The organism is Mesorhizobium sp. M7A.F.Ca.US.014.04.1.1 (assembly GCF_003998745.1).
GTDB lineage: Bacteria > Pseudomonadota > Alphaproteobacteria > Rhizobiales > Rhizobiaceae > Mesorhizobium > Mesorhizobium ciceri.
In genome coordinates this window covers 1-10,269 of sequence record NZ_RZRW01000171.1, presented here as the reverse complement: position 1 = coordinate 10,269, position 10,269 = coordinate 1, and the positions used below count along the sequence as shown (strand labels likewise).

10 protein-coding genes are annotated in these 10,269 nt (G+C 63.2%); 2 read left to right on the top strand and 8 right to left on the bottom strand.

The window, feature by feature from the left end; genetic code table 11:
* The 3 genes from EOA22_RS13885 to EOA22_RS13875 form a co-directional block, all read right to left on the bottom strand.
* A partial coding sequence (locus EOA22_RS13885) for a CoA transferase (protein WP_206521282.1) occupies positions 1-192 on the bottom strand: 192 nt, incomplete at its 3' end.
* A 7-nt stretch (positions 193-199) separates the two neighbouring features.
* Positions 200-961 (bottom strand): 3-hydroxyacyl-CoA dehydrogenase, encoded by a 762-nt coding sequence (locus tag EOA22_RS13880; protein ID WP_027162200.1) that lies wholly within the window; start codon positions 959-961, stop codon positions 200-202.
* Between the two features lie 60 nt (positions 962-1,021).
* Entirely contained in the window at positions 1,022-1,558 is a 537-nt protein-coding gene (locus EOA22_RS13875) for an N-acetyltransferase (RefSeq protein ID WP_013529917.1), read from the bottom strand.
* Positions 1,559-1,832: 274 nt separating this feature from the next.
* On the opposite strand from EOA22_RS13875, the gene EOA22_RS13870 reads away from it, so the two are divergent.
* Positions 1,833-2,825, top strand: coding sequence for a glutathione S-transferase family protein (locus EOA22_RS13870; RefSeq protein ID WP_063168870.1), 993 nt, complete (start codon positions 1,833-1,835; stop codon positions 2,823-2,825).
* A 1-nt stretch (position 2,826) separates the two neighbouring features.
* Here EOA22_RS13870 and EOA22_RS13865 read toward each other — a convergent pair whose 3' ends face one another.
* Complete coding sequence (locus tag EOA22_RS13865) at positions 2,827-3,321, bottom strand: NUDIX domain-containing protein (RefSeq protein ID WP_063168869.1); 495 nt, start codon at positions 3,319-3,321, stop codon at positions 2,827-2,829.
* A gap of 53 nt (positions 3,322-3,374) precedes the next feature.
* Between EOA22_RS13865 and EOA22_RS13860 the strand changes: the two genes are divergently transcribed.
* Positions 3,375-4,298: a metallophosphoesterase gene (locus tag EOA22_RS13860; RefSeq protein ID WP_013529920.1), complete on the top strand. Its 924-nt coding sequence runs from the start codon at positions 3,375-3,377 to the stop codon at positions 4,296-4,298.
* Here the strand turns inward: EOA22_RS13860 and EOA22_RS13855 are convergent.
* The 4 genes from EOA22_RS13855 to leuA all read right to left on the bottom strand — a co-directional run bounded on the left by EOA22_RS13855 (position 4,282) and on the right by leuA (position 9,712).
* Positions 4,282-4,899, bottom strand: a complete 618-nt coding sequence (locus tag EOA22_RS13855; protein ID WP_063168868.1) for a hypothetical protein — start codon at positions 4,897-4,899, stop codon at positions 4,282-4,284. The two genes, EOA22_RS13860 and EOA22_RS13855, sit on opposite strands and share 17 nt — an antisense overlap.
* 113 nt (positions 4,900-5,012) lie before the next feature.
* On the bottom strand, positions 5,013-5,816 hold the full coding sequence (locus tag EOA22_RS13850; protein ID WP_024504511.1) for an alpha/beta fold hydrolase: 804 nt from the start codon (positions 5,814-5,816) through the stop codon (positions 5,013-5,015).
* Positions 5,817-6,013: 197 nt separating this feature from the next.
* Positions 6,014-7,789: a hypothetical protein gene (locus EOA22_RS13845; protein ID WP_063168867.1), complete on the bottom strand. Its 1,776-nt coding sequence runs from the start codon at positions 7,787-7,789 to the stop codon at positions 6,014-6,016.
* A gap of 183 nt (positions 7,790-7,972) precedes the next feature.
* A complete protein-coding gene (gene leuA / locus EOA22_RS13840) occupies positions 7,973-9,712 on the bottom strand; it encodes a 2-isopropylmalate synthase (protein ID WP_032899463.1) in 1,740 nt (579 codons plus the stop codon).
* Positions 9,713-10,269 lie beyond the last annotated feature (557 nt).

The window sequence follows — 10,269 nt, the reverse complement described above, 5'->3', positions numbered from 1 at the left end:
GCGGTCGATGTTATGCTCATCCGGCAGCGGCAGGAGCTGGCTCGTCCCCGCCCGTTCGATGCGCAACAGTTGCGCGCCCATCTCCGACAGCATCAGGCCGGCCAGCGGCACGGCGCCGAGCCCGGCCATCTCGATCACCTTCAGCCCGGTCAGCGGACCGGTTTTAGCGGCAGCGGACAGGCCGGCGCTCATGACCGGTTTATTTCGGCGCCATGCGAATGGCGCCGTCGAGGCGAATGGTCTCGCCGTTCAGCATCTGGTTCTCGATGATGTGCAGGGCGAGAGCGGCATATTCGGACGGTTCGCCCAGGCGCGACGGGAACGGCACGGCGGCGCCCAGTGAATCCTGCACCTCTTGCGGCATGCCGGCCATCATCGGCGTCTTGAAGATGCCGGGAGCGATGGTGCAGACGCGGATGCCGGAACGGGCAAGGTCGCGCGCCACCGGCAGCGTCATGCCGACGACGCCGCCCTTGGACGCCGCATAGGCGGCCTGCCCGATCTGGCCATCATAGGCGGCAACCGAAGCGGTGTTGACAATGACGCCGCGCTCGCCGCCCGGCAGCGGCTCGAGCTTCGACGCGCGTTCGGCGACGAGGCGGATCATGTTGAACGTGCCGATCAGATTGACCTCGATCACCTTGCGGTACTGATCAAGCGGATGGGGACCATCCTTGCCGATCGTCTTCACACCGATGGCGATGCCGGCGCAATTGATCAGGATACGCGGCTCGCCAAGCTTGGCGGCGACGTCGGCGAGGGCAGCAGTCCCACTGTCGGCGCTGCTGACGTCGCATTGGACGGCAATACCGCCGATCTCGGCCGCGACCTTGACCGCGCGGTCAATACCGACATCGAAGATGGCGACGCGGGCTCCCTTGGTGGCCAGCGCGCGCGCCGTTGCCTCGCCAAGGCCGGAGCCGCCGCCGGTGACGATCGCGATCTGGCCGTTCGGGTTCATGACGTCATCCTTTGATCTCAGGAACAGTGGACGGATCAGGCGCCAGATCGATGGGAAAGGTCAAGCCATCGCCGCGGTAGGATCGGTCACCCTGGCCTGATCGGCGTGGCAGACCTCGCCCAAGAGCCTGGCGACCGCGCCCGGCGCGATCTCGTGCGACAGCAGCCGGTCGAGGTCGACGGGGCGCGGCATCGAAATCTGGCCGCGCGGAATCCGCTTGAAACCGAGCGGCCCGTAATAGGGCTCGTCACCGACCAGCATGACGGCAGGTGCGCCGGCCCGGGCAGCGGCCTCCAGCGCGATCGCCACCAGCCGGCGGCCGATGCCGAGATTCTTGAAGGCCGGCCGCACGGCGAGCGGCCCGAGCATCAATGCGCGGCCGGCACCGGCGGCGATGCGGGTCATGCGCACCGAGGCGACGACGATGTCGCCATTGACGGCGACAAAGGACAGCGAGCGCTCGTGCCCTCCGGCCTCACGAATCTTGTAGGCGGCCAGCACAAAGCGGCCGGGCCCGAAGGCTTCGTCGTTGATGGCTTCGATCTCGGGGTCGTGCGCCGGGGTTTCCGGCAGGTATTTCACGTCGGCAAGGCTCATGGTCTTTGCGGTCCGGTACAAGGAGGAAAGGTTGCTGCAAACGGCAGCATTCGCCAGTCAGCGCTTCATCAAGCGCGGGCGCCCTTTCGTCGTCGGTCAAACCGGATCAAAGCAAAGTCGAACATGCGGATTGTCCGCTAGCATCAATTTCCCGCCGCTGCAATCGGCCGTTTCTGTCCGTCATTTCGGCCAAGTGACGGTCTGTTCAGCACCTGACGTCTTCGACAGGGCAGCCTTGCGCCTACATCAACCAACAGGACGCAAGGAGATTCGCATGGGATTGCTGGTCGAAGGAAGATGGCAGGACCGCTGGTACGATACGGCGGACAATGGTGGCAGGTTCGTGCGGGCGCAGTCGCAATGGCGCGACTGGATCACCGTTGGCGGGGCGCCTGCCGAAGGCCGGACGCGCGGTTTCAAGGCCGAGCCCGGCCGCTATCACCTCTATGTCTCGCTTGCCTGTCCGTGGGCCCACCGGACGTTGATCTTTCGTGCGCTGAAGAAGCTGGAGGGCATCATATCGGTGTCCGTGGTGCATCATTTCATGGGCGCCAACGGCTGGACGTTCGTAGCTGAGGACGGCGCCACGGGCGACACGCTCTACGGCCTCGACTTCCTGCACCAGATCTATGCCAAGGCCGATCCCGCCTATTCGGGCAGGGTGACTGTGCCGGTGCTGTGGGACAAAAAGGAGCAGACCATCGTCTCCAACGAGTCTTCCGAAATCATCCGCATGCTGAATTCAGCCTTCGATGATTGGGGCGACGCCAGCTTCGATTTCTATCCGAAGGCGTTGCGCGGCGAGATCGACCGCATCAATGCGCTGGTCTATCCCGCCATCAACAACGGCGTCTATCGCGCCGGCTTCGCCACCACGCAACGCGCCTATGAAGAGGCTTTCGGCGAGCTGTTTTCGGCGCTGGATACGTTGGAGGAGCGACTGGCAAAACAGCGCTATCTCGTCGGTGGTCGTATCACCGAGGCCGACTGGCGGCTGTTCACCACGCTGGTGCGCTTCGATCCGGTTTATGTCGGCCATTTCAAATGCAATCTGCGCCGCATCGCCGACTACCCGAACCTGTCCAACTATCTGCGCGATCTCTATCAGGTCCCTGGCGTGGCCGGGACGGTGAACATGCATCACATCAAGGCTCATTATTACGGCAGCCACCAGACGATCAATCCGACGCGGATCGTGCCTGTCGGACCGGATCTCGATTATGCCGCACGGCATGACCGGGCCCGCTTCGAGAAAGCGGCGGCCTGACCTACCAGTAGGGCGAGGGCTGCTCGCCGTCAAAAACCTCGGCGATCCGGCGCAGCGTCGCCGGCGTCGTGCCCCGCGGCAAGCGGTCGAGCGGGAAGAAGCCGGCTTCGGCGATCTCGTGGTCCGGCAGCTTCGGCGCCGTCTGGCTGAAATGCTCGAGCAGATAAAGGCCGACATGATCGCGGCGGCTGGAGCGGCGGTTGAAATGCATCGATTTGAGCACCGGCGGGGCGGTCAGTGCGATGTTGCCTTCCTCGGCCAGTTCACGGGCCAGCGCCTCGTTCATCGTCTCGCCGACTTCGACGCCGCCGCCGGGAAGCTGCCAGCCCGGTACATAGGTATGGCGAATAAGGAAGACGGATCTGGACGCTGTGTCGTGGATCAGGCCGCGCACGCCAAGCGTCATCGGCCTCCGCAGCACGAAATAGAGATGGAACAGCCTGGCCCTCAACCCTGGCCAGCCGGTCTGGCGGAAGGCATCTTCAGGGCTCGTCATTGATAGCGAAACCGTGGGTGGAAAGCCGCGCGCGGGTCGCCTATGAAGGTTGTATGTTCAGGCTCGCGCATATTTCCGATGTCCATCTGGGGCCGCTCCCCGATGTATCCTATCGCGATCTCGCCTCCAAGCGCGTGCTCGGCTATGTCAACTGGCAGCGCAACCGCCGCCGCCATATGCATGATGCGGTCATTGACACGATCGTCGCCGACATCAAGGCGAACACGCCTGATCACCTCGCCGTCACCGGCGACCTGGTCAATCTGGCGCTCGACGGCGAGATCGAGATGGCCAGGCACTGGCTGGAGACGCTGGGGCCGCCGCATGATGTTTCGGTCGTTCCGGGCAATCACGACGCCTATGTGCCAGGCGCCTTCGACAAGGTCTGCCGGTCCTGGGCGGCGTGGATGAGCGGCGACGGCGTCAACACGCCGGTCGACCGCAACGCCTTCCCCTATCTGCGTGTACGCGGCAATGTCGCGCTGATCGGCGTCTCGACGGCGCGCGCCACGGCACCCTTCATGGCCAATGGGTTTTTCATGGAAGGCCAGGGGGATAGGCTCGGCAAAATCCTCCAGGACACTGCCGGACAGGGGCTGTTCCGCGTCATCATGATCCATCATCCGCCGGTGCGCGGCGCGGTCCCGCAGCACAAGCGGCTGTTCGGCATCGCCCGCTTCAACAAGATCATTCGCCGCCATGGCGCCGACCTTGTGCTGCACGGCCATTCGCATCTGCCGTCGCTGTTCTTCATCGGCGGTCGAGGCGTCAGGATCCCGGCGGTCGGTGTCGCTGCCGCCGGCCAGGCGCCGGGTGGCAAGCACCCGGCGGCGCAGTATAATCTGTTCGACATCGACGGTGAAAAGGGAAACTGGCGGATCCGGCTGACACGGCGCGGCCTGACCGGGCCGTCCATACCGCCATCCGATCTGCAGACGGTGGAGCTTGGCGCCGAGGCCGCTATGGCCGCAAATTGACAACCATGGCCATGATGCGGTCCCAGAACAGGACGACCGACACCACAAGGCCGACCAATGCGCCGGCAGCGACCAGGCCAAGCCCGGACAGAAGGGCCGACCAGCGTTTGCCGCGCTCCGTCGCGCGCAGCGGCGGTTCGGCTTCTGGCACATACGCACGTTTCAGGCCGGCGACGGCGGGTTCGACGCCGCCTTCCAGCATCCTCTGACGCTCGACGATGCGCTCGGCGACATAGCGCGTCACGGAATCGGCAACCGATTTCATCTCAGTGGATTCGGCAAGCACCACCCGGCCGATGCGGGTGTCCTTGAGGAAGCGATAGGTGCGGCGGTCGCGCCCCATGGCGACATGGCTGATGGCGTCGATCCACAGGCGCGGCTGCAAGCCGGACGAGACGACAAAGTCGAAATTGTCCATGTCGGCCGGAACATCGGCAAAAACCGGCGCCAGCTCGGCGGCAAGCAGATCGAGGCGCATGCGATGCGCCTCGCGCATGTCGACGACGACATCGTCGCGGTCGGCGAAGGCATTTTTGACATCACGGATGGCATCGGACAGTTTCTTCGACTGGTCGATGGTCTTCTCGCCTGCTTCCTTCATCGGCGTCTGCCTCGTGGGTTTGGTTAACACTGGGTTAACACAGCCGCCGGCAAAATGCACTGGCGAGATCGACGGCGTCGGGGTGCTCAGGAGGGTCGTCGTGCGCGAAAAGGTCAGCTGGCTGCGGCGGCGAATTTCTGGCGGTGCGGCCTGGCGCGGCGGCTGGTGTTGCGGCGAATGATCTCGGCAACGAGGTCGGGTGCTTCCTCGGCCAGCATATGGCCCGCCTCCAGCACGTGGTGCACGTGAAAATGCGCCGGCAGGTCATCCGCCTGGGTAAAGGGCAGCACCGCATCGCTGGTTCCCCATGCCACCATTACCGGCATGTTCAGCCGATCGAGGCGATCGTGCGGGATGACGCCTTGCCGATCGTCCACGGTCATGGCGGCCGCGATCCCGACCAGCTTTTCGAGTTGGCCGGGTCGCCTGCGCATTTCCCAAAGGATGTCCACCGTATGTTCGAGCGGCAGGGCAGAAGGTCCCGACATCTGGGAGAGGCAGGAGCGGATCTCGGACCGATCCGCGGCTTCGGCATAGCGGCGCAACAGCGGCCCGTTGATTTCGGGGCCAAGGCCGCCCGGCGCCAGAAGCGTCAGCGAGGCTATCTTTTCGGGCTCGGCCAGCGCCATCAGCGCCGCCACGGCACCACCCATCGAGTGGCCCACGAGATGAACGCGCTTCAGCCGACGCTCCGAGAGGTCGGTCAGCACGGCCTTGGCCGCCACCCTGGCCGGACCGGCGGCGGGAAAGTCGAGCGACATCCCATGCCCAGGCAGATCATAGGCCAGCGTATGCGTGGAAGGCGTCAGGGCGGAAATCACCTCGCGCCATACATCGTGGCAGCCGCCGAAACCGTGCAGCAGGACGATGGCCTTCGAGCCAACACCCTCTTCGGCGGCAAAAAGTGATGCGGTCATGAAAGCTGATTTTTTGTTATTGCAGAATGCGCGACACCAATCGTGGCTGAATTGCTCCTAGTCCGACATGATGACCAGTAAAATTTTCGCGATTTGTACGGTTGTGTACAGAACTTGGGGATCAACCGGCATTCGGCGATCGGAGCGCAGTAAATCCATCGGGACACGGCGCAGCCAGTGCGCGGACGTCGATGATGTCAGCTCGGGCTGCCGAGCCCGGCAGCGCGCAGCGCCTGAACCAGCCGGTCGGTCAGGTCGGCCGGATATTTCCGCTCGACGAAAGTCGCCCGCGGATCGGCGGCAAATTTGGGGAACTCGGTGGTCAACTGTTTCAGCAGCGTGCTCACCAGATGGTCCTGTCCGGCAGCCTTGGCGCCGATCAGCCGTGCCGCCAGATAGTGTGATTTCGTTGCGGTCGTTCTCAGTGCCATGCTGGCCGCGACTGCCTTGTTCGTGTCGCCGAGCATGAGCTCACCGACGAACAGCCCATAGTCCCACCATGTCGGGTGTCCGCTGAAGGTCTCCGCCGCATGATCGAGGATCGGCGTTCCCTCGGCGTAGCGTCCGGCGAAGATCAGCCCGTAACCGTAAGCGGCGGCCATGCCGAGATCGTAGGGGTTGAGTTCATAGGCCTTGCGCATCCAGCGGATTGATTCGTCCGTATTGCCGAGGTGCGAACTGACATAGCCGTAGGCGCGATGCGCATAAGGGCTGGTCGGACCCATCTGCACGCCGCGATGGGCAAACTCGACGGCTGTTTCAATCGTCGCGTTGGGCGGATAGGCGTAATGATCGGACACCGCCTCGAGATGCAGGGAAGCAAGTTCCGAATAGACGAGCGAGGACTTGGTTCCACCATTGGCCAGCTTCTCGAGGCAACGATAGGCCGCCTCATGGGTCCTGGCGTTCTGGTCGAGGTAATATTTGCCGTTGAGCAGCAGGCACTGCGTCAGACCGTTTGGCGTGCCGGTCTGCTCGATATAGTTGTAGATGGTGCCGGAGGCGGGGAGTGCCGAGCTCAGCATGTCGGCAATACGGTCTTCGACCGCCGCAGGTGCGCTGTCGGCAGGGGTGAGATTGCGCGATAGAAGCACCCGTCCGGACGCCATGCTTTGCAGTTCTATCGTGATATCGCCCGCGTCCGGTCCGGGCAGGATGTCGAATATGAAGCTCGCAGCGTCGTCGGCTGGATCGTTGACGGTGTCGCGGCCGATGAAGTCGATCGTATCGAAGCCACTCAGGCCGGCGCGCAGCGATGCGGCGACACGGCTGGCGTCGGAGCCGTCAGCCTTGAGTCCGATATAGACTTGCGGCAGGGCGTCAGCCCTTGCCGACGATGTGATGCTTGCGGTTGCGCCAGCGGTCTCCGGCGTTGCCGAGATGTCGCCGCCTGCCAGCAAGGCAGTGCTGCCCTGGCGAAGGATCAGTACGCCCAGCATGGCGATGACCAGGGCGATCGCCATCCAGAAAAAGCGGAGATGGCGCGCCACCGAGGGGGCAGGCGAAGTCGGTACGGAAGTCAGAGACATCGCCTCCGGCGTGCCCGTGCCGGCTTCGTTTGACCGATCGGCGGATGCGGCGCCGTCCAGCCTGAGTTCGGGAACAGCCTCGGCAATATCCGGCAGGCGGATCGCATTCGATTCATAGGCAGGAACATAGCCGCCGCGCGGAATGGCGATGCGGACCGGTTCGGCAATTCCCTCATTGGCGAAATAGTGCTGCAGAAGCTCGCGCAGCCTGCCTGCCTGCACCCGCACCACGGCATCGGTGGACGGGTCGAAATCGCCGTCCTTGCCGAAAACATCCATGGCAATGGAAAAGCCCTTGAGCCTGTCGGCTTCGCCGGCCTGTTCACGTTCGACAAGATAGCGTAGCAGCTTGCGCGCGCGTTCGGATCGGCCGAACGTTTGGCTGGCAAGCAGTCGCTCCAGTGTCTCGCGCACTGCGGGGGCGGCAGGCGTGGCATGCTGCAAGTGTCGATCCTCTCGAAGTCGGCACAGGTTGAGGCGCGATCATATAGGTCCCGCACCACCACACAAGTATACACCCCATTATGCGATCACGTACCCACCGGATAATTCCGCGGTGGTTAACGGCCCGAAAGGTCGGAACCGATCACCAGATTGGACGGTTCCGATCTTTGTTCCCGTCGGGCGTCAGCCGGCTTTTTTGCCGACGATACGGTTGGCGGCGGACATCACTGCTTCCAGCGAGGCGGCGACGATGTTGGTGTTGATGCCTGCGCCGAACAGCTTGCCGCCGGGATATTCCATCTCGACATAGGAAATGGCCGACGCGTTCGAGCCGCGCTGCATCGAGTGCTCGGAATAGTCGAGCACCGACATCTCGACACCGAGATGACGTGACAGCGCATCGACGAAGCCGTCGATCGGGCCGGTGCCTGTGCCCGATATCGTCAGTTCCTTGCCGTTGTCGAGGATGACCGCCTCGACGACGCGCCGGCCCTTGATCTCGGTGCTGGGATAGGTGTGGTGATCGAGGAATTTCAGCCGCGCGCCGGGCTGGTCGACATAGGTCTCGAGAAAGCGCTCGTAGATGCGCCTGGCCGGCACTTCCTTGCCCTCGGCATCGGTGATCGCCTGGATTTCCTGGCTGAACTCGATCTGCAGGTTGCGCGGCAAATTGAGGCCGTAATCGGCCTGCAGCACATAGGCGATGCCGCCCTTGCCGGACTGCGAATTGATGCGGATGATGGCTTCGTAGCTGCGTCCGACATCGGCCGGGTCGATCGGCAGATAGGGCACTTCCCACAGACTCGTATTGGCCTTCTTCAGCGCCTTCATGCCCTTGTTGATGGCATCCTGGTGCGAACCGGAAAAGGCGGTGTAGACGAGTTCGCCGACATAGGGGTGGCGCTCGGGGATCTTCAACTGGTTCGAATATTCATAGACGTCCTTCATCCGGTTGATGTCCGAGCAGTCGATCAACGGATCGACACCTTGCGTGTACATGTTCAGCGCCAGCGTGACGATGTCGACATTGCCGGTGCGCTCGCCATTGCCGAACAGCGTGCCTTCGACACGGTCGGCGCCGGCCATCAGGCCGAGCTCGGTGGTGGCGATGCCGGTGCCGCGGTCATTGTGCGGATGCAGCGAGACCAGCAGGTTCTCCCGGTTGTCGAGGTTGCGGCACATCCACTCGATGCGATCGGCATAGATGTTGGGTGTCGACATCTCGACCGTCGAGGGCAGGTTGATGATCAGCTTGTTGTCAGCGGTCGGCCTGACGATCTCGGTGACGGCGTTGCAGATCTCCAGCGCAACTTCCAGCTCGGTGCCGGTAAAGCTTTCCGGCGAATACTCGAAACGAAAGCCTCCGCCGGCCTTGGCCGCCATGTCGGTGATCATCTTGGCGGCGTCGGTGGCGATCCGCTTGATGCCGCCGACGTCCTTCTCGAAGACGACGCGACGCTGCAATTCGCTGGTCGAATTGTAGAAATGGACGATCGGGTTGGTGGCGCCCTTCAGCGCCTCGAAGGTGCGGGTGATCAGCTCCGGCCGGCACTGCACCAGCACCTGCAGCGAGACATCGGCGGGTACGTTGCCTTCCTCGATGCACCAGCGGGCAAAGTCGAAATCGGTCTGCGATGCCGACGGGAAGCCGATCTCGATCTCCTTGAAGCCCATGTCGAGCAGCAGGCCGAACATGCGTGCCTTGCGCTCATGGCCCATAGGATCGATCAGCGCCTGGTTTCCGTCGCGCAGGTCGACCGAGCACCAGATCGGCGCCTTGTCGATAACCTTCGAGGGCCAGGTGCGATCGGTGAGACCGACGGTCGGATAGGGCTGATATTTGCGAGCCGCGTCGGGCATGCCTTTGGCCGAATCCGTGTCGGCTACCGCGGCATCGGAGCGGATCTCTTCTCGTGCGTTCATCGTCGTTTCTCCCGGCGGCTCATGGATCCACCTTCAGGTGGATTGATGGCGAGCGGCGCCTTTACCAGAATTTCGTTCGCTTGATGTGATTGCCAAGGAGCATGCGCTTGCGCGGCGGTTCGACCGCCGGGCGCTCCTTCAGCGAACCCGGCGATCGCCGATAAGGCCGAGAAGAAGCAGGGTCGAAGCCAGCGCGCGCACGGTCTCGCCGGAAAAACCGGTCGGACGGGAAGCGTTGCTGGCGCGCGTGTTCATGGCGGTTCTCTTACAGGAGCGGCTTGTGGGAGGCAAGTGGGCCGCGGGCCGTGTCGTAAGCACATGAGTTGTCCGGATTAGCACGTGAGTTGTCCGGTTTCATAGCCAGCGAATGGAGGCTGGGGATGAAGCGGGCCGCAGGCCGTGCAGGACAACGAATCCGGGTTAACGGGCTTCTTCGGAGCCTTTGCCGGCGCGTTGGCCGACGAAGCGTCAAACGAAAAACCCGCCTGTGCGGCGGGTCACTGGCGCAAATCAGCACCATGGATGAAAATGTACCTTAGCTGAGGGCAGGGAGTGAA

Coding starts and splice junctions, on each gene's coding strand:
- EOA22_RS13850 (WP_024504511.1), bottom strand. CDS start 5,816: ATGACCGCATCACTTTTTGCCGCCGAAGAGGGTGTTGGCTCGAAGGCC.
- EOA22_RS13880 (WP_027162200.1), bottom strand. CDS start 961: ATGAACCCGAACGGCCAGATCGCGATCGTCACCGGCGGCGGCTCCGGC.
- EOA22_RS13855 (WP_063168868.1), bottom strand. CDS start 4,899: ATGAAGGAAGCAGGCGAGAAGACCATCGACCAGTCGAAGAAACTGTCC.
- EOA22_RS13865 (WP_063168869.1), bottom strand. CDS start 3,321: ATGACGAGCCCTGAAGATGCCTTCCGCCAGACCGGCTGGCCAGGGTTG.
- leuA (WP_032899463.1), bottom strand. CDS start 9,712: ATGAACGCACGAGAAGAGATCCGCTCCGATGCCGCGGTAGCCGACACG.
- EOA22_RS13870 (WP_063168870.1), top strand. CDS start 1,833: ATGGGATTGCTGGTCGAAGGAAGATGGCAGGACCGCTGGTACGATACG.
- EOA22_RS13875 (WP_013529917.1), bottom strand. CDS start 1,558: ATGAGCCTTGCCGACGTGAAATACCTGCCGGAAACCCCGGCGCACGAC.
- EOA22_RS13860 (WP_013529920.1), top strand. CDS start 3,375: ATGTTCAGGCTCGCGCATATTTCCGATGTCCATCTGGGGCCGCTCCCC.